The sequence below is a fragment of the Paenarthrobacter nicotinovorans genome (assembly GCF_021919345.1).
Taxonomy (GTDB): domain Bacteria; phylum Actinomycetota; class Actinomycetes; order Actinomycetales; family Micrococcaceae; genus Arthrobacter; species Arthrobacter nicotinovorans.
On sequence record NZ_CP089293.1, the window covers coordinates 2,755,556 to 2,773,609 of the forward strand.

The 18,054-nt window shown below is 61.2% G+C and carries 15 protein-coding genes; 5 read left to right on the forward strand and 10 right to left on the reverse strand.

The genetic code is table 11. The features are described 5' to 3' along the window. Positions 1–26: 26 nt before the first annotated feature. Positions 27–515, reverse strand: coding sequence for a hypothetical protein (locus tag JMY29_RS12825; RefSeq protein ID WP_035733094.1), 489 nt, complete (start codon positions 513–515; stop codon positions 27–29). Between the two features lie 238 nt (positions 516–753). Here JMY29_RS12825 and JMY29_RS12830 point away from each other — a divergent pair, with 238 nt between their 5' ends. Beyond that, positions 754–1,002, forward strand: coding sequence for a WhiB family transcriptional regulator (locus JMY29_RS12830; protein ID WP_003804966.1), 249 nt, complete (start codon positions 754–756; stop codon positions 1,000–1,002). A 75-nt stretch (positions 1,003–1,077) separates the two neighbouring features. Here the strand turns inward: JMY29_RS12830 and JMY29_RS12835 are convergent, their stop codons facing one another. The 4 genes from JMY29_RS12835 to JMY29_RS12850 are packed head-to-tail and all read right to left on the reverse strand — an operon-like array spanning position 1,078 to position 9,446. Then, on the reverse strand, positions 1,078–2,547 hold the full coding sequence (locus JMY29_RS12835; RefSeq protein ID WP_018776429.1) for a sensor histidine kinase: 1,470 nt from the start codon (positions 2,545–2,547) through the stop codon (positions 1,078–1,080). 30 nt (positions 2,548–2,577) lie between these two features. Further along, the gene (locus tag JMY29_RS12840) at positions 2,578–7,434 is read right to left on the reverse strand and encodes an NAD-glutamate dehydrogenase (RefSeq protein ID WP_018776430.1); all 4,857 of its coding nucleotides are present in this window, start codon (positions 7,432–7,434) and stop codon (positions 2,578–2,580) included. A gap of 57 nt (positions 7,435–7,491) precedes the next feature. Further along, on the reverse strand, positions 7,492–8,805 hold the full coding sequence (locus tag JMY29_RS12845) for an AAA family ATPase (protein WP_189075169.1): 1,314 nt from the start codon (positions 8,803–8,805) through the stop codon (positions 7,492–7,494). Further along, positions 8,802–9,446, reverse strand: a complete 645-nt coding sequence (locus JMY29_RS12850; RefSeq protein ID WP_189075170.1) for an SAF domain-containing protein — start codon at positions 9,444–9,446, stop codon at positions 8,802–8,804. Before JMY29_RS12850 ends, JMY29_RS12845 begins: the two co-directional genes overlap by 4 nt. 158 nt (positions 9,447–9,604) lie before the next feature. On the opposite strand from JMY29_RS12850, the gene JMY29_RS12855 reads away from it, so the two are divergent. Then, positions 9,605–9,841: a helix-turn-helix domain-containing protein gene (locus tag JMY29_RS12855; RefSeq protein ID WP_018776433.1), complete on the forward strand. Its 237-nt coding sequence runs from the start codon at positions 9,605–9,607 to the stop codon at positions 9,839–9,841. On the opposite strand, the gene JMY29_RS12860 is transcribed toward JMY29_RS12855, so the two are convergent. Then, on the reverse strand, positions 9,838–10,410 hold the full coding sequence (locus JMY29_RS12860) for a hypothetical protein (protein ID WP_189075171.1): 573 nt from the start codon (positions 10,408–10,410) through the stop codon (positions 9,838–9,840). The genes JMY29_RS12855 and JMY29_RS12860 overlap by 4 nt on opposite strands. Before the next feature lie 153 nt (positions 10,411–10,563). On the opposite strand from JMY29_RS12860, the gene JMY29_RS12865 reads away from it, so the two are divergent. Then, the gene (locus tag JMY29_RS12865) at positions 10,564–11,316 is read left to right on the forward strand and encodes a LysM peptidoglycan-binding domain-containing protein (RefSeq protein ID WP_189075172.1); all 753 of its coding nucleotides are present in this window, start codon (positions 10,564–10,566) and stop codon (positions 11,314–11,316) included. Positions 11,317–11,574: 258 nt separating this feature from the next. Continuing rightward, complete coding sequence (locus JMY29_RS12870) at positions 11,575–11,898, forward strand: Rv3235 family protein (protein ID WP_229778545.1); 324 nt, start codon at positions 11,575–11,577, stop codon at positions 11,896–11,898. 130 nt (positions 11,899–12,028) lie between these two features. Here JMY29_RS12870 and secA read toward each other — a convergent pair whose 3' ends face one another. The 4 genes from secA to JMY29_RS12890 form a co-directional block, all read right to left on the reverse strand. Continuing rightward, on the reverse strand, positions 12,029–14,770 hold the full coding sequence (gene secA, locus JMY29_RS12875; protein WP_189075173.1) for a preprotein translocase subunit SecA: 2,742 nt from the start codon (positions 14,768–14,770) through the stop codon (positions 12,029–12,031). 42 nt (positions 14,771–14,812) lie between these two features. After that, positions 14,813–16,102: a winged helix-turn-helix domain-containing protein gene (locus JMY29_RS12880; RefSeq protein WP_189075174.1), complete on the reverse strand. Its 1,290-nt coding sequence runs from the start codon at positions 16,100–16,102 to the stop codon at positions 14,813–14,815. Positions 16,103–16,128: 26 nt separating this feature from the next. After that, positions 16,129–16,857, reverse strand: coding sequence for a ribosome hibernation-promoting factor, HPF/YfiA family (hpf, locus tag JMY29_RS12885; protein WP_018776439.1), 729 nt, complete (start codon positions 16,855–16,857; stop codon positions 16,129–16,131). A gap of 189 nt (positions 16,858–17,046) precedes the next feature. Further along, a complete protein-coding gene (locus JMY29_RS12890) occupies positions 17,047–17,211 on the reverse strand; it encodes a phosphoribosyltransferase family protein (RefSeq protein ID WP_229778546.1) in 165 nt (54 codons plus the stop codon). A 264-nt stretch (positions 17,212–17,475) separates the two neighbouring features. Between JMY29_RS12890 and JMY29_RS12895 the strand changes: the two genes are divergently transcribed. Continuing rightward, positions 17,476–17,997: a hypothetical protein gene (locus JMY29_RS12895; protein WP_229778547.1), complete on the forward strand. Its 522-nt coding sequence runs from the start codon at positions 17,476–17,478 to the stop codon at positions 17,995–17,997. Positions 17,998–18,054: the final 57 nt, after the last annotated feature.

An 18,054-nucleotide genomic window follows, 5' to 3' on the forward strand; every position in this document is an offset into this window, starting at 1 on the left:
CACCCGGAACGCCGTGCGATGGACCGCTATAAGACGTCGCCGGAACCACCTGTACGCGATGCGTAAGAGATGACGTCTTTCTGGAAGAGGAAGATGATTGCGGCAAGCGCGGGAAGGATCATTGCCAGCCCTTGGAACACGAGTCCGCCCGTCATGGTTGGAAAACCTATGGTGAGGACGAATAGTTGGGCCACCAGCGCAGCCGCGCGGGTCCACCTGTACCCGCGGAACAGGAAATGCCCCACCGCGAACAGCCACGTTGAGAAGGCCAGCAACAGAACAAGCGTAAAGACCGCTCCCCAAAAAGTCAGCACTGGAGCGCCAGTCAGGAGCTCGAAGCCATACCAGGCCGCGGCCGCCAGCAAGGCAAGCGCTTCGAGCACAACGACGACGGAAATGATCAGAATCCCTCGGGGACGCACGGTTCCCGAGTTGCTCGGAGACTGTCGGCCGGAACCATTGTTTCCATCGTGGCCAGCGTGAGGTTGGGCAGGGTCTACAGGAGGTCTTGACACACTGGCACACTACCGGACATAGTCATCTAGCAGTGAGGGCACTGGCGGCTGATGTGATGCATCGCTCACGGATTCCGAGCATTTCGACCACTAACACCCCTTGTTTACAAGGCGTTAACATGAAACGCTTGACTCAGACGACCAAGGGGGCCCATGCGGGCCCCTTTCCTTTGGAGCCTCTCGTGAATGTTTTCACAAAAGGCCCTTCTAGTTCTCACGAATGGAGTGACTGATCAGCATGGATTGGCGTAATCGCGCAGCCTGCCTCGACAAGGACCCGGAGCTCTTCTTCCCAGTCGGCAACACGGGACCAGCACTTCTCCAGATCGAGGAAGCCAAGAGCGTCTGCCGCCGCTGCCCCGTGGTGGACACCTGCCTTCAGTGGGCATTGGAGTCCGGCCAGGACGCCGGCGTTTGGGGCGGAATGAGTGAAGACGAACGACGTGCACTCAAGCGTCGCGCAGCACGCGCACGTCGCGCCTCCTAGTTTCGAAGAAAGAGAAAGGCCGCGGACCGAATAGTCCGCGGCCTTTCTCTTTATGGCAGACAGAACATGAGGGCGCTAGGCCCGGGCGAGGTTAAGGACAATCTCCACGGCTGTCCCGCCACCCTCCCTCGGACTCCACTGGATGGTTCCGCCGAGCTCACTGGTGACCAAGGTGCGGACGATCTGCAAGCCCAAACCCTCCGTGTACTGTCCGTCCGGCAGCCCCACGCCGTCGTCGGCAATGGTGACGGTCAGGAACTCGTCCTTGCCGTCCCCTTCGGCCCGGTCAGCCACCAGCCACACTGTTCCGGTGCGGCCTTCCAGTCCATGCTCGACAGCATTGGTAACAAGCTCGTTGATGACCAGTGCCAGCGGAGTCGCAAAATCGCTGGGCAGCTCCCCAAAAAGCCCTGAACGTTCGGTTCGCACCTGTTGCGACGGCGAGGCCACTTCGGCTGACAGCCGGAATTGCCGCCCGATCAACTCGTCGAAGTCAACGCTCTGCGTAAGACCTTGGGACAGAGTTTCATGCACGAGTGCGATCGTGGCTACACGCCGCATCGCTTGTTCGAGGCCTTGCTTGGCCTCGTCGCTGACCATTCGCCTTGACTGCATGCGCAGGAGGGCGGCCACAGTCTGCAGGTTGTTCTTGACCCTGTGGTGGATTTCGCGGATGGTCGCATCCTTGGTCACGAGCTCCATCTCCCGGCGCCTGAGCTCGGAAACGTCGCGACAGAGCACCAGGGCGCCGAAGCGGTGTTGCTCGTCGCGAAGCGGGATGGCTCGCAACGAAAGGCTGACTCCCCTGGATTCAATTTCACTTCGCCATGGCATGCGGCCCGTGACGACCAAAGGCAGGGTCTCGTCAACCATCCGCCGGTCCTTCAGCAAGCCTGCGGTCACTTCCGCCAATGAACGGCCTTCCAACGACTCGACTTCACCGAGTCTGCGGAATGCCGAAACCCCATTGGGACTTGCGTATTGGACTATGCCGTCGGCATCGAGCCGGATCAGTCCGTCACCGACCCTCGGAGCCCCTCGACGCGAGCCCGTCGGAGAAGCAAAGTCCGGCCACAGTCCGAGAGTGCCCATGCGAAGAAGGTCGTAGGCACACTGGCGATATGTCAGCTCCAGCCGCGAAGGCATACGGGAGCTGGAGAGGTCCATGTGGGACGTTACGACGGCGAGTGTTCTTCCGTTGCGCACCATGGGAACCGCTTCAACGCGTAGGGCCATCTCGCTGCTCCAGCTTGTTTCGCTTGAACGCTCGATGGCCCTGCTGTTCCATGCTTTCTCCACCAAGGGCCGGAGATCCGAGCGGATGCCCTCACCCACGAAGTCCGCATGGAACACCGTGTGCGATGTTGACGGACGGACGTGGGCGAGGGCAATGTAGCCGAACTCAGGGTGTGGGAACCACAACGCAAGGTCAGCGAAAGCCAGGTCGGCGACCATTTGCCAGTCACCGACGAGGAGGTGCAGCCATTCGGCATCTCCAGGCCCGAAATCAGCGTGTTCCCTGATGGGGTCTGTAAAGATTGCCACTGCACCTCCATTTGCGACGCGAGGATGTTCCTAGCGTCGGACGATTGACCTCAAGAGCCTTAATGCTACCGACAGTGAGGCCATGTCGTCGGCCTCGAGTGCGTTGACCTCATCAAACATGGTCTTCGCCCTGCCCAGTTGCTCGGCGTTCAGCCCCTCCCATGCCTTGAGCCGTTCTTCGGCAGACGCATTGGGTTCGGTTGCTTCAAGGACTGACGTAGTCATGTCGGCAACGGTCGAGTACAGGTCATCCCGAAGGGCTGCCCGGGCAAGAGCCTGCCAACGGTCATCGCGCGGCAGGGAGCTGATGCGTTCGAGCAACGAGTCCACGTGGAAGCGGTTGAACACTGTGTAGTAAACGTGTGCCACATGTTCCACGGTGTCGTTGCCGGTCTGGGCAATCCGGGCGATGTCCAGAAGGGCGTAGCTCTCGAAGAGTTCCGCCCACCTCCGGGCGAGGTGTTCGGGAAGATCCCAACTCAGCGCCTTGTCGAGCCAGCCGCTGATGCGGACCTTGTCCTCACCACGCAGGTAGTCCAGAAGCTTGGCGCGCAACGGTTCCATCATGGGCTTGAACGCTTCCACGACGCTGGCAATCGGCTGTGACGCCATTCCTTGTCCCAGTACCCAACGCACTGCCCGGTCGAGCAAGCGCCGGATGTCGAGATGAACTTCGCTCCAGTGCTCGGTGGGGAATGACGCCGGCAGCGCATTCAGCTCAGCCACCATTGGGTCGAGGTCGTAGATTTCGCGCAGGGCTACAAATGCTTTGGCCACTGCGACCTCGTTCGCCGATGTTTCTTCGATGGCCCTGAACGCAAACGTGATGCCGCCCAGGTTGATGATGTCGTTTGCCACCACGGTGGCGATGATCTCGCGCCGCAGCGGGTGGGTGTCCAGTTCGGCGTCGAACTTCTCGCGCAACTGTTTCGGGAAGTAGTTGCGGATGGTGTCCGAGAACCACGGGTCGTCAGCCAGGTTGCTTTCGCGCAACGCCGTACCCAGCTCAATCTTCGCGTAAGCCGCGAGGACCGCGAGCTCCGGTGAGGTTAAGCCTTGGCCCTGTTCCAAACGGGCACGGAGGGTATCCGTGGTTGGCAACGCTTCAAGGTCCCGCTTGAGGTCGGCGGATTTCTCCAGCCAGTCCATGAGCCGCTCATAACTAGGACTCCAGTCCGCGACCCGCGTCCGGTCATTGAGCAGCAGGATGTTTTGATCGATGTTGTCCTGCAGCACCAGCCTGCCGACCTCGTCGGTCATGTCGGCGAGGAAGGCAGCCCTCTCAGCCTCTTGGAGCTTGCCGGCCGCCACCATCCGGTCCACGAAGATCTTGATATTGACCTCGTGGTCCGAGCAGTCCACGCCTGCGGAGTTGTCGATCGCATCCGTATTAAGGATGACGCCTTGCAGAGCGGCTTCAATACGCCCGCGCTGGGTCAATCCGAGGTTTCCGCCCTCTCCAACAACCTTGACCCGCAAGTCACGCCCATCCACGCGGATGGAATCGTTGGCCTTGTCACCGACTGCTGCGTGGGTTTCCGTGCTCGCCTTGACGTAGGTGCCGATACCACCGTTGTAGAGGAGGTCGGCCGGTGCCAGCAGGATTGCGCGGAGCAGTTCAGGCGGGCTGAGTTGTGTCGTTCCCTCGGGCAAGCCCAACGACTTCCGCACCTGTTCGGAGACCGGAATCGTCTTTGCCTGGCGTGCATACACACCGCCGCCCTCACTGATGAGTGCACGGTCGTAATCGTCCCAGGAAGAACGGGGCAGCTCAAACAAACGTTGCCGCTCAGCGAAGGATGCTGCTGCATCAGGTGCGGGATCGAGGAAGATGTGGCGGTGGTCGAAGGCGGCCACCAGCCTGATGTGGCGCGACAGCAGCATGCCGTTTCCAAAAACGTCACCTGACATATCGCCAACGCCCACCACGGTGAACTCTTCGGTCTGGGTGTCGAGGTCGAGTTCGCTGAAGTGACGCTTGACCGACTCCCAGGCTCCGCGCGCCGTAATACCCATCGCCTTGTGGTCGTAACCGACCGATCCACCGGAGGCGAAGGCGTCACCCAGCCAGAAGCCGTACTCGGCCGCCAGGCCATTTGCCGTGTCCGAGAAAGTAGCCGTGCCCTTATCGGCCGCCACCACCAGGTAGGAGTCGTCGCCGTCGTGACGAACAACGTCCGACGGCGGGACAAGCCTTTCGCCGTCGGCCGACGTCACGAGGTTGTCCGTAATATCCAGCAAGCCCCGGATGAAAGTCTTGTAGCTTTCGATACCTTCGGCCATCCAGGCGGCGCGGTCCACGGCGGGATTGGGCAGTTTCTTCGCGAAGAACCCGCCCTTGGCGCCCGTTGGGACGATAACGGCGTTCTTGACGGTCTGTGCCTTCACCAGCCCAAGGATCTCGGTTCGGAAATCCTCCCTGCGGTCCGACCAGCGGAGACCGCCACGAGCCACCTTGCCGAAACGCAGGTGCACCCCTTCAACGCGTGGGGAGTAAACCCAGATTTCGAACATCGGACGCGGGAAGGGCAGTCCCTCAATCGACGTCGGGTCCAGCTTGAAGCTGAGGTATTCCTTGTTCTGGAAGTAATTGGTTCGCAGCGTGGACTCAATAAGGTTAATGAAGGTCCGCAGGACACGGTCGGCATCCAAGGTGGCAACCTGTTCCACCGACTCGGCGAGGGAGGCACGCGCTGCCTCCTGGCGTTCGTCCCGCACCTCGTCCGCCACTGAGGGATCGAATCGTGCTGAGAAGAGTTCAATGAGCCCACGCGCAACGTCGGGGTTGCCCAGCAGGGTATCGGCGATGAAGCCGAAGGAGTTCGTGTTCCCCATTTGGCGCATGTACTTGGCGTACGCCCTCAGCACCACTACCTGACGCCAGTGCATTCCTTCGCGGAGCACCAGGCGATCGAAGTTGTCGGATTCCACCGCACCGGTGACTGCAGCACCGAAGGACTGGGCCAAAAGACTTCCGGTAGCCAGGGGGTCAACTCCCGCGGGGTACTTCAGTCCCAGGTCGTAGAGGAAGAAATCGCGATGATCCGCAGTTTCGATCTCGAATGGCCGCTCATCCAGTACTTCCAGGCCAAGGTTGTGGAAGTAGGGAAGGATCTGGCTCAGGCTCTTTGGCTCCATCAGGTAGAGCTTGACCCGGGCGTCTTCCTCCAAAGCCTCACCCGCTCCGTCGGGAAGGTACACGTGGACGCCGGGTTTCACGTTTCGCGTGGCTTCACCGGCCCGCTCCGCCTGGGCACCGTATTCCTCAAAGCGTTCGATGTCCTGCAGTGCGTCTTCGACCTCATAGTCCACGCGGTAGCCGGCGGGGAACGCTTCGGCCCAGAGAGCCGCCAGGGCATCTGCGCTCTCGGCAGGGTGGTGCTCTCGAAGCACCTCCGTAATGCCCTCGCTCCAGGACCTCGACGCCCGCATCAACCGGTGTTCGAGTTCCTGTACGTTCACTTCCGCCAGCTCAGCGGTGCGAGGCAAACGAATCCGGAAGAAGACACGGGCAAGTGCCGATTCAGTGATCCGGGCCTCGTAGTCGATCGTCTCGGCCTGGAACGTCTCACGGAGTTCCTGCTCGATCCGAAGGCGGACACTGGTGGTGTAGCGGTCGCGGGGCAGGTAGACAACGGCAGACATGAAACGGCCGTAAATATCGGGACGCAGGAACAGCTTCGTCCTACGGCGCTCCTGCAGGCGCTGGATCCCCATGGCGGTTGCGGCAAGATCCGCTATCTCGATCTGGAAGAGTTCGTCCCTGGGGTAGGTCTCAAGGATGCCCAGGAGGTCCTTGCCGGAGTGTGAGTCAATCGGGAAACCAGCATTCCTCAGGACCGCGTCAACTTTGTCCCGGACGATCGGGATACTGCGGACAGAACCCGTGTAGGCACTCGTGGCGAACAACCCGATGAACCGGCGTTCACCGTTGACGTTGCCCTGGGCGTCAAAGCTCTTGACGCCGATGTAGTCGAGGTAGGCAGGACGGTGGACCGTGGAGCGCGAGTTTGCCTTGGTGATGACCAGCGCCCGCTTCTCTCTTGCCCTCTTGCGACCCGCATCGGTCAAGTGTTGTACCTGGCGGGTGGTGTCCCCTGCGCGGAGGAGTCCCAGGCCACTGTCCTCACGAAGCTGCAGGACGTCCTCGCCCTCTTCCTCCACGAGGTCATATTCGCGGTATCCCAGGAAGGTGAAGTTGCCGTTGTCCAGCCAGCGCAGAAGGTCCTGCGCCTGCCGCAGCTCAGCAACCTGCTCGGGATGGGAGACTCCGCCGAGCGCTTCTGCCAGTTCCAGCGCCTTGCTGCGCATTTTCGGCCAGTCCTCGACGGCGGCACGCACGTCCCCGAGAACGCGATGCAGGCCTTCGATGAGTTGTGCGCGGGCGTCATCGCTGACACGGTCAATTTCGACGGCGATCCACGACTCCATGTGCGAGGCATTGTCACCATCGCCGAGAAGGTGGGCGATGCTCGGCAGAGCAGCGGTGTCGCCACTGGAAATACCCACAGTGGACGGGACCCGGGAAACGCTGCGCATTTCGCCGGAAACCCGGTCACGGGTCACGACGAACAAGGGGTGCATGACCATGCGGATGGCGCAGTTTTGGCGGACGAGCTCTGCGTTCACGGAGTCCACAAGGAAGGGCATGTCATCCGTGACGATATAAACAACGTTACGATCCGATTCGCTGCCGATTTCCACCAGGGCGTTTCCCGGACGGCGCGACTGGGCGACCGCTTTGTGCTTGGTGGCCCGCGAGATCAGCAGCTCCGGGGAATATGCCTGCGCATCCTCCTCCGCGAGGTGCTCGTAGTAGTCACCGAAGAACCCTTCACGGACAACTGCTGCATCGGACCGATCCTCCACGCTGGATCCTGACGACATCGACAAACGCCTCCATCACAAGTTGATTGCTGCGACTCTGCAGCCCACATGCCGAGCCTAGCGCTTAAGGCGCTGCAGGGCTCTGGTACTTCGCCCAAAGGAATTGCGTTTTTGATGGACAGGTGCACATACGAGGCCGGCGATGGCAATCCTCAGCTCTGAATCGGGTGCGCATTCCAAGAGCACAGATCCCGTGAGCAGCGCCGTATCGCAAGCGAGCGGATCCGAGGGGAGGTAAGCGTCGATGCCCGCGCCTGGACCGTACCGGTTCCAGGCATCCTGCAACTGTTGGTGCGGGGCATATCCAACGGCTGATCGCTTGACTTTGTTCAACACAATTCGTGGCGACGCCTGCGGAACAACCTCTGCCAGCTCAGCCAAACCCCGCACCAGCCGTGGCACGCCGATGGCATCCGCGGTCCCCACGGCAAAGACAACGTCGGCCAGCTCAAGACTGCGAAGTGTTGCCGCGTTACGCCTGGGAGCCAAAGTGTCAAAGCTGAGTTCTTCATCGGATTCGAGACAGAAGCCCACGTCAATTACCACAGTGTCGGCCAGCTGCCTGGCTCTCTCCAAAACGCGAGTCAGAGCTGCGGCCCGTAGTTCAGTCCAACGGTCCGCCCGCGTGGTCCCGGTCAAAACGCGAAAAGAACCCGCCTTGGTGAAGACGCGGCTGGCCGTACCCGCCAGGGCATCGGCATCGAGCAGGCCCTGGTCGGCGAGTCTGCACGCTTGGGCCAAACCAGCCGACTCGTCCAGAAGGCCCAGCATCGCCGACACGCTGGCTCCGTAACTATCCGCGTCCACGAGGATGACCGACTGACCATCAGCGGCCAATTCCGCCGCCATGTTGACCGCAAGCAAAGTCCTGCCCGGCGCACCGGTTGGCCCCCACACCGCGAAGATGCGCCCCGCACCATCACTGGGCTCTTCCGATTTCCCATCCGGCAGCGCCAGCTGCGGCGGTTCAACACTTGGATCCGCGAAACCCGTGCTGAGGCCATTGTCGGCCCGACCATAACGGCTGGCGCGTGCCACTGCTTGGGAAATCTCGTCCGCGAGGGCTTTGGGTTCAATATCCGAGGACGCGGCAACAACGCCGATGGAGCGGAGCCGCCCGGCTTCATCCGGATTATCGGTCAAGGCGAGGATCGAGACACCTACCGCCGCGAGCCTGTCCACCAACGTCGTGGTGAGTTCCTCGCAGCCGTCACCGACTATGGCCGCCAGCGCCAAACCGCTCTGGCACGCAGCCATCAGTTCGGCGAGTTCTGAACAGCGTCGGACAACCGTCACAGGGCCGTGCAGGCGTTCGAGCCCCTCAATGACGGCTTCCTGGGCGGCGCCAACAGTTACGACGGGGATACTCATGAGACCCGTCCCGCTGGATTCCAGACCACGGAAACCTTGGCCTTATTGGCCAGCGCCCCGAGCAGTTTTGGCATCTGCCCGTCTGTGACCAGGACGAGCACCGTTGAGGTTTTTGCCGCTCCCAATGTGGCAGAGCCGGGGACGATCTGCGCGATCTCAGCGCCCGGCAGCAGCAGCTGCGGATCCTCATAAGCCGCAGCCGCTCCAGGCATGGCAACCCAAACATCCACCCGGGCCCCTGGGGCCGCCTGGGCCGGCAACTCCCCGTCCATGGCAATGGCTACAGGCTTTCTGTCCAACGCGTCGGCTGTGCCGAGGCTTTCACGGGGCAGCAGCTGGTTCCTGGCCACCCGCTGCAGGGCGACCTTCCCGGCTGACAGTCCATCCGCAACGGTGATGTAGCCTTCCTCAACCTCATCCAAACGGACCTTGACGATGGAAAGGTCCTCAGTGGTTATCTGCTGGCCGACCGCGATCTCTTCCCGGGCGGCGTATACCTGCGTCGTTTTGTCAGCACTTCCAACCAAGGCAACTGCTCCGGCCACTGACAGGAGCACCAGCAGGACGCCTATCAGCAGCCGGGGGTCCTTCCATGAAGGCTTGCTGATGCGTGCGGCGGCAAGAGGTGCAATTGGACGCATGTTTGTCTACTCCCCCAGGACGTGTTGTGAGCATGGTCGGCGGACCCGCCTCCCCATTCTTACCGTCGGGCGATATCCACCCCAAAGCCAGTGGCCGCAAATGGGCCGAAACTGTGGATAACTACACCAAACGACAGTGTGAGTGGCAAAATGGAGCCATGCCCCGATTCCTGACATTGGCCGATGTCGCCGAACAGCTCCAGATAAATTCCCCCCAGGCGTACGCCCTCGTCCGCAGCGGGGAACTCAAAGCAATCCAAGTGGGAGGGCGCGGACAATGGCGTATCGAAGAGACGATGCTCGAGCAGTACATTCAAGACCGATACGCCGAAGCCAGCCGAATGATAGAAGAAGCCAAATCCAAGTCAGGCCAGCCTGGCAGCCGGAGCGCCTAGAGCTCCTGGCCGCTGGCTGAGCTGAGCGCCACGAGCGACCCGAAGGGGACAGTGACAACACTGGCCACATTGCCGGGGCGCCGGACTTCACCGTCTTGCACCACAGCGACATCAAAGTGATCCCGCCCCACCCGGTCGATGACACCCCTCAACTCGAGACCCCCGTTGGCCAACGCGCCTAAATGCACAATCACCGACGCCCGGTTCCTGGCCAACGCCCTCAGCGCTGTGGCCATACTCAGCGGAGATTGGAGCCGCGGAGAGGCCTTCTGCGCATACCGGCCCAGTCCCTGATAACTGAGGACCGAAGGGAAGGGAACCAGCCATTGCCGGACGCCCTCGGTCAGGACCAACCACTCACCTCCAACGTGGGTAACCACCCCGAGGAGCGTCGCGCCGCCGGAGAGGACCACTTTGACCTTCGCGGCACCCAGGGCACGTAACCGATCGGTGAGTTGGATCGTCGCCAGCTCCACTCTGGCCCGTTCAGTGATCTCCGTTTCCCTCTCCAAGGCCCGTTCAGCCAAAAATTGTGCTTCCAAATCGTTGAAGAGAGAGTCCCATCTCATGTCGTCAGACTAGGCTGCATTACGGAGCCAACGCCAATCCCTGCCCGTCAAGGCAGACCCACGATTGGACAGGCATGAAAAAGTGTGCCAAAAATGGACTCCAGATTGATCAAACTGCATCAAATTGCATCAAACGAAGCTTGGGGGCTTTGAATGGCACGAACCTTGCGGAGAGACACCGGGCTTGCTGTGGCGATCCTTGGGCTGGGACTCCTTCTGGCGCTGGCAGGCAACATCCTCGTCGGCCAATGGCAGACTTCCCAACGACATCATCAGAGCCTTTCCTTTGATGTGTTGGCAGGATTTGCTGCAAGCGCCGCGGGAACAGCGATAGTTGCCTGGTGGGTGCTTTCCCTAGTGATGGCATTTCTCGCCGCCCTCCTCCACCGGGTGGGCGCCGGCAACAGAGCCACTGCCCTCTCCAGGTTCAGTCCCCCGTTCATGGTCAGGCTTGCGATAGCCGTACTGAGCATGAACCTCCTTGGCGGTGGCTTGGCTCAGGCAGACGTCCAACCAACGCCGGAGTGGATTCCGACTTCCACGCACGGCCGCACAGTCCTCACGGAGCCGTCGCCTGCAGCCACGGGCGGAGTTGACAGCAGCAACACAACGTCCACCGCGCCCGATCCGGGCTGGCGGCCCCGGCCACCCGTGGTTGTTCCAGGGCTACTCAGCCAGCCAGGATCCCGCGATGCAGCAGCCGCACCCGGGAGCGTGAGCGGTGTGGAGGTAAAAGCCGGGGACACACTCTGGTCCATAGCCGCCTCGAGGCTGGCACCGTTTTCGACTGACGTGGATGTTGCCGCCGCATGGCCGAAGTGGTACGCCGCGAACCGCTCTGTCATCGGTGACAACCCCGCCGTACTGCTTCCAGGCCAAATCCTTCAACCTCCCGAACCCGCATAGCAGCGGCAACGTCACACCCGGACTCAATGAAACAGCCGCCTACTCAGGGGCGGCAGCAAGCCTCACAGCAATCCCCAGCGTCATCCCAGCAGAAGCCACCCGAGCATAAGCGTTCCCCGCGCTTTGGCTCATGTAGTGAATGCCAGAGGTATGACCTTGTCCGTTGCAACCGCAAACCGGCCCCCAATCCGCCAAGGCACCCAACGTGCCAGCGCCTCGTCCGGCTCGACAAAAGGGGCCGACACAGACATCCGGTTGGTGGCGCGCAGTATTGCCCAGGCCGCCCTTGAGGTTCTTGCAGGCACGCGTCCGCTTGTGCAGTTGTCGCGCTCGCTGGACCCTGAATGCTATTTGGCCCTTCAACATCGCGCGGCTCTGACCCGCAAACATGCAGCGCGCAGCAAGGGAAGTCCACAACCGCACCTCAGCCCGATGGTCCGTTCGGTTCGCGCTTGTTCCATCAGTGAATCAATTTGCGAAGCCAGCATCGTCGTCGCTGAAGAGGGCCGTTGCCGTGCGGTTGCCATGCGACTCGAACGGACCGACGGCTTGTGGCAGGTTACTGCGCTGGAGATCGGCTGAGTCCATGGGAGTCCGGGCCGGGGTCCACAAGTCCGGATAAGTCCGGATAAGTCCGGATAAGGCGAAGGGGCGATCCCCGGACCGGTATGTCCGTGGGATCGCCCCCTGGTGTTCCTAACGCTTATTGTTCCTAGCGGCGCTTCTTCTTCGCCGATTTGCGCTGTTCTTGGCTTGCTGCCTTGGCAGGGTTCCCTGAACGGCCCGACGCACGTCCTTCGATCCGCGTCTGCGTAGCGCCATCTTCACCGGGTGCGGTGTACTGCAATTGGGCCGGTTTCTCCGGTGCCTGCAGGCCAGCGGCCCGGATCTGGGGATCGTGATGTTCTGTGTGTCCCCCGGCTGCCGAATCATCCGCCACTACGACATCCTCGGCCGGCGTCACTTCCACCTCAAGGTTGTACAGGAAACCGATGCTCTCCTCGCGGATGGCCTCCATCATGCTCTGGAACATCACGAAGCCTTCGCGCTGGTATTCCACCAGCGGATCACGCTGCGCCATTGCTCGGAGCCCGATTCCCTCCTTGAGGTAGTCCATCTCGTAAAGGTGTTCCTGCCATTTACGCCCAAGAACCGACAGTACAACGCGGCGTTCCAGTTCCCGCATGCTCTCGGAACCGATGGCTTCTTCGCGTGCCTGATAGACGAGGCGCGCATCGGAGAGGATCTCTTCGCGCAGGAAATCAGCCGTAATCCTCGACTTGCCGCCAGCTTCCTCAATGACTTCTTCAGGGGTTACCGTCGCCGGGTACAGGGTCTTCAGGTTCGTCCACAGCTGGTTGAAGTCCCAGTCGTCGCCATTGCCTTCAGCCGTTGCTGCATCAATGAGGGAGTTGATAGTGTCCTCAAGGAAGTACTGGACCTTTTCGTGCAGGTCATCGCCCTCAAGGATCCGACGGCGGTCGCCGTAGATTGCTTCACGCTGGCGGTTGAGGACGTCGTCGTATTTCAGGACGTTCTTGCGCTGTTCCGCGTTGCGGGCTTCCACCTGGCCCTGGGCCGAGGCGATGGCACGTGAGACAAGCTTTGACTCGAGTGCGACGTCGTCAGGTACCGAGCTGTTCATGAGCCGCTCAGCTGCCCCCGAATTGAACAGCCGCATGAGGTCGTCCGTGAGGGAGAGATAGAAACGGGATTCACCGGGGTCGCCCTGGCGTCCGGAACGGCCGCGCAACTGGTTGTCGATCCGGCGGGATTCATGTCGTTCCGTACCCAGGACGTAAAGCCCACCCAGGTTCAGCACTTCTTCGTGTTCGTCCTTGACGGCCTGCTTCGCTGCGGCGAGGGCCTCGGGCCAGGCGGCCTCGTACTCTTCGGAATTCTCCTCCGGGTCCAGTCCGCGCTTGGCGAGCTCGGCAATGGCGGTGAATTCGGCGTTGCCGCCCAGCATGATGTCGGTGCCACGGCCGGCCATGTTGGTTGCGACCGTAACTGCACCCTTGCGACCGGCCTGGGCAACGATGGATGCTTCCCGGGCGTGGTTCTTTGCGTTCAGGACTTCGTGGCGGATGCCTTCCTTGGCCAGCAGCTTGGAAAGGTATTCGCTCTTCTCAACACTCGTGGTACCGACCAGCACAGGCTGGCCGTTCTCGTGGCGCTCGGCGATATCCGCAACGACGGCGTCGAACTTTACAACCTCGTTCTTGTAGACGAGGTCCGACTGGTCGATGCGCTGCATGTCACGGTTGGTGGGAATGGGAACCACGCCGAGCTTGTACGTGCTCATGAATTCGGCGGCTTCAGTCTCTGCCGTACCGGTCATGCCGGAGAGCTTTGAGTACATGCGGAAGTAGTTCTGCAACGTCACTGTGGCGAGGGTCTGGTTCTCAGCCTTGATCTCGACGTTTTCCTTGGCCTCAATGGCCTGGTGCATACCTTCGTTGTAGCGCCGTCCGGCCAGGATACGGCCGGTGTGCTCGTCAACAATCAGGACCTCGCCATCGAGGATGACGTAATCCTTGTCCCGCTTGAAAAGTTCCTTGGCCTTGATGGCGTTGTTCAGGAAGCCGATGAGCGGCGTGTTGGCCGATTCGTAAAGGTTTTGGATCCCGAGGTAGTCCTCCACCTTTTCAATACCGGCTTCGAGGACTCCGACGGTTCGCTTCTTCTCGTCGACTTCATAGTCGACGTCGGGCTGGAGCCGAAGGACAACCTTGGCAAATTCGCTGTACCAGCGGTTCGTGTCGCCTTGGGCCGGACCGGAAATGATGAGCGGTGTACGTGCCTCGTCGATGAGGATCGAGTCGACTTCATCCACAATCGCGAAGTTGTGTCCGCGCTGAACCAGCTCGCTGGCGTCCCAGGCCATGTTGTCCCGGAGGTAGTCGAAGCCGAATTCGTTGTTGGTGCCGTAGGTGATGTCCGCTGCGTACTGCTCCCTGCGGACCGTTGGATCCTGGTTGGAGAGGATGCAACCGCTGGTGAGGCCAAGGAAGCGGTAGACGCGGCCCATGAGCTCGGACTGGTATTCAGCCAGGTAGTCATTGACCGTCACCACGTGCACGCCCTTGCCGGTGAGCGCATTCAAGTAAGCCGGCGCCGTAGCGACGAGGGTCTTGCCTTCACCGGTCTTCATTTCAGCGATGTTGCCCAGGTGAAGTGCTGCGCCGCCCATGAGCTGGACGTCGAAGTGGCGCATGCCCAGGGTTCGGGACGAGGCTTCACGCACAGCAGCGAAGGCTTCCGGCAGCAACGCGTCCAGCGTCTCCCCATCCTGGTACCGGGACCGAAGAACGTCCGTTTCGGCACGAAGTTCGGCATCCGTGAAGGACTTGAAAGAGTCTTCCAGGGCATTGATGGAATCGGCATAGTTCCGCAGTTGCTTGAGGGTCTTTTTGTCACCCGTGCGGAGAAGTTTTTCGATTAGTGATGCCACGTGAAAGTGCTCCCAGTCTCATGCTGCCGAATTCTGGCTGTTTCAGTCTACGGGAGAGACCAAGGCAGCGCGGCCGGGTTCACCTCTGAGCGGACTGGCGTTTCGGGGTTCGGCATAGGGAGGCGCCGGAGGTCCTGTGACCGCGTCCGCCAGGTCACCGGCGAGATCCCCTACCGGCCACACCACCACTTCCTGCAGTCCGAGCCAAGTCGCCATGAGCCCAAGTTCAGCAGCGAGCTCGACGGCGGTATCCGCCGGCGCGTCCGGCTCACGGAACGCCGAGCGAACCAGCAGCTGACCTGATGCACGGTCTGCCTTCAGGTCAACCCTGGCTGCGAGGCCCTCCCTGAGCAGGAAGGGCAGCACGTAATAGCCGAACCGGCGCTTCGCGGCAGGGGTGTAGATCTCGATCCGGTAGTGGAATCCAAACAGTTCCTCAAGACGCCGCCGTTCGAAGACAAGGGAGTCAAAGGGACTCAGCAGCGCCCGCCCTTCGGCCTTCCGTGGAAGCCTGGCATTGACGTGCTTGAAAGTCTCCCGTTCCCATCCCCGGACCGTCACTGGCTCCAGCACGCCCGCGCCCACCAGCCTTCGGACTGATTCCGCCCCCGCTTTGAGCGGCGTCCGGAAGTAGTCGGAAAAGCACCTAACGGTTCCTATGCCGTGGGCCTGGGCTGCTGCCTCAATAAGGCGGTCAAGGGCTTCCTCAGCATCCACGGCAGCCGTGGGATAGGTGGAGACCACCCGGGAGGTGGGGGTGTATTTGCGCTCAAACTGGGGAGTCCGCGAAGCGGCTGAAACGCGCCCTTCTTCAAAAAGGTGCTCCAGGACCCTTTTGACGATGTTCCAGTTCCAGCCCCAGTTATCGCGATCGGCTGCGGGATTGTGTCCGAGTTTTGCGGTGAGTTCCGACGCCGTCATGGGCGGCCCGCTGCCCAGAGCCGCCAAAATCCGGTCTTCCATGTCCCGACGAATACCCGGATCCAGGCGATGCGCCCCCACCCACGCCCGCTTTTGCCACAGAAGCAGGTCCGCAAAATGCTCGGGTCGTATGAAGCTTGCCTCGTGCGCCCAGTACTCCATCATTTTCCGCGGCTTGCGGGACGAGAGGTTGAAAAGAATGTTGGTGTCGTAGTTTCCCAGCCGCGAGAAGAACGGAAGGTAGTGGCTGCGCGCGAGGACATTGACAGAATCGATCTGGACAAGCTGCAGTTGGGCAAAGGTCCGGCCCACTGCCCGTGAAGTCACGGGGCCAGCGGGCCGGACCTTTGCCAATCCTTGAGCTGCCAATGCGATCCGCCGTGCCTGCGAGAGGCTCAGCGAAGCGGTCATTGGTATCCCTTCGTCAGATGCAGGCCTTACTTGGCGGTGGCTGCTTGGTCATCGGACCGATACGCGAGGATTTTCTCCTCGACGGCATCTTCGCCGGGTTCGCAGGTGGAATCGAGGGTAATCACACCGTAGGTCCAGCCACTGCGCCGATAGACAACCGATGGAGCGTTGGTTTCCTTATCCAGGAAGAGGTAGAAGTTGTGCCCCACCAGTTCCATGTTGTCCACCGCGTCATCCAGGGTCAGGGATGCCGCGGGGAACACCTTCCGGCGGATCAAAACAGGCGAGTCGCCGGCGGGGATGTCGTTCTCGATGTCATAAGGAGAATGCTCCACTGTTTCCGCAGCAGCCTCCTGGTGGTTGCTGGCCTCCACGTAGAGAGGCTCGTTGGCACTTGCGGGTTCAAGAGTTGCCGTAGCTTCCCGCACGGCCTTGGGCGTGTGCCGGCCGTGGTGCACCTTTTTCCGGTCCTTCGCACGACGAAGCCTCTCAAGCAGCTTGTTGTACGCCAGATCGAAGGCAGCGAATTTGTCAGCGGCTGTGGCCTCTGCACGGATGACGGGGCCACGGCCCAGGACTGTCACTTCGACGGTGAGCTCACCCGGCGTCTGCCGGGGATTGGTTTCCTTGGAAACCTTGGCGTCTACTCGCTGGACCTTGTCCCCCAACGATTCAATCTTTGAGATTTTCTCGCCGGCGTATTCGCGAAAGCGGTCTGAAACTGTCAGATTTCGTCCGCTGATCATGAACTCCATGGTGCCCTCCAAATAACTCAGGTGACACGACAACGGCACTGTTGGGGGCTGATCTGACGGACAGTCGAGCCCCTTTCCGAGCCGCTATCGACAGGTACATCTTTTCTTGGTACCCACAATCGACGTTAGTTCATCGCAACGCGTTATTCATCCTTTGGCCACTTATTTTTTGATTGAGTCTTAACAGCTTCACAGGTGGTCGTGTGCGGGCGCGATTGAGGCGTAGGCTGGTGGCCTCGTGGCCGCCAACACGACTGCTCCGCAGACCACGCCTCCTGCGGCCTCCACCGCACGTGCTGCCTCGGCAAGGGTTGCCCCTGTCGTGAGGACGTCGTCCACAAGGATGCATCCCATTCCCCGGATCAGTCTGGTCCGTGTACGCCTGACGCGCATGGAACCCCTGACTTTGCGAGCCCTTTCTCCGCGCCCCAGCCCCTTCTGGCCTGAACCGCCGTCGCTGCCTTGACGACCCGGAATTGCATCCGCGATTCCTGGCAACAGTGCCTGAAGGGATCCCCGACCGTCCCTGCGGAAGGGTAAAAACCGCACCTTGGTCAGCACATCACGGTGTGGGCATTGGGCCTGCGAGTGGCGCAACCGGAGTATGAGGAGCATCAAATGCAGTGGACTGAATCCGCGCTTACGGTAGGCGCCGCCGCTGGTGGGAACGGGCACAAGGCAGTAGCCGCTCTCATTGCCGACGGCAGCATCCACGGCCTTCCCAAGGCAACCTGCCAAAACACCCGCCAGACGCCACTGGCCGTAATGCTTGAACGAGAGCAGGCATTGTGCCAATTCGTCCCGGTAGGGTCCCGCAGCCACCACGCCGAGCCTCGCTCCGCCGTCGACAGTAACAAGGGCCGGCGATTGCAGCTCTGCCCGGAAGGGCTGACCACACAATTGGCGCACACGCTTGGCGCAGCCTGCGCAAAGGACGGTATCTTCCGCACCGCAACAGACGCATTCGACCGGAACCACAATTGTCCGAAGGTCTTCCAGCGCGCCTTCCAAGGCCGCAATCAGCCGGGCAATCCGACTGTCGTCCCGTCCGCGGCGACGTGCCCTCCCCGGGTCGGGCGCCAGCAGGTCAGGGTCCGGTGCGGTACGGCTTCCTCCGCTGGACGGCCAACTGCCGGGTGAAAGGTTCATCGACCCAGTTTGTACCGGGGCCAGCGAAGGATGAAGATACGAAGCGTG

Bases quoted from the DNA above. Each gene is read 5' to 3' on its own strand.
- JMY29_RS12830 (WP_003804966.1), top strand. From the start codon at position 754: ATGGATTGGCGTAATCGCGCAGCCTGCCTCGACAAGGACCCGGAGCTC.
- JMY29_RS12840 (WP_018776430.1), bottom strand. From the start codon at position 7,434: ATGTCGTCAGGATCCAGCGTGGAGGATCGGTCCGATGCAGCAGTTGTC.
- JMY29_RS12845 (WP_189075169.1), bottom strand. From the start codon at position 8,805: ATGAGTATCCCCGTCGTAACTGTTGGCGCCGCCCAGGAAGCCGTCATT.
- JMY29_RS12850 (WP_189075170.1), bottom strand. From the start codon at position 9,446: ATGCGTCCAATTGCACCTCTTGCCGCCGCACGCATCAGCAAGCCTTCA.
- JMY29_RS12855 (WP_018776433.1), top strand. From the start codon at position 9,605: ATGCCCCGATTCCTGACATTGGCCGATGTCGCCGAACAGCTCCAGATA.
- JMY29_RS12860 (WP_189075171.1), bottom strand. From the start codon at position 10,410: ATGAGATGGGACTCTCTCTTCAACGATTTGGAAGCACAATTTTTGGCT.
- JMY29_RS12865 (WP_189075172.1), top strand. From the start codon at position 10,564: ATGGCACGAACCTTGCGGAGAGACACCGGGCTTGCTGTGGCGATCCTT.
- JMY29_RS12880 (WP_189075174.1), bottom strand. From the start codon at position 16,102: ATGACCGCTTCGCTGAGCCTCTCGCAGGCACGGCGGATCGCATTGGCA.
- hpf (WP_018776439.1), bottom strand. From the start codon at position 16,857: ATGGAGTTCATGATCAGCGGACGAAATCTGACAGTTTCAGACCGCTTT.
- JMY29_RS12890 (WP_229778546.1), bottom strand. From the start codon at position 17,211: ATGGGATGCATCCTTGTGGACGACGTCCTCACGACAGGGGCAACCCTT.
- JMY29_RS12895 (WP_229778547.1), top strand. From the start codon at position 17,476: ATGCAGTGGACTGAATCCGCGCTTACGGTAGGCGCCGCCGCTGGTGGG.